This is a genomic window from Finegoldia sp. P2-F-LR, from assembly GCF_052932265.1.
Genome location: NZ_JBRFJF010000058.1, coordinates 1 through 255 on the forward strand (window position 1 = coordinate 1; position 255 = coordinate 255).

General features: G+C 48.6%; 1 rRNA gene. It reads right to left on the bottom strand.

What is annotated here, in order from left to right:
- A 16S ribosomal RNA gene (locus ACU68W_RS09410) occupies positions 1–255 on the bottom strand; the annotation flags it as partial.

Here is a 255-nt window from a genome sequence, read left to right on the forward strand (position 1 = left end):
CTCAATTAGGTCACAGGCTTCGGGTATTATCAACTCCCATGGTGTGACGGGCGGTGTGTACAAGACCCGGGAACGCATTCACCGCGACATTCTGATCCGCGATTACTAGCAACTCCGACTTCATGTATGCGAGTTGCAGCCTACAATCCGAACTGGGATTGGCTTTGGAGTTTTGCATTATATCACTATATAGCTTCCCTCTGTACCAACCATTGTAGCACGTGTGTAGCCCAGGACATAAAGGGCATGATGATT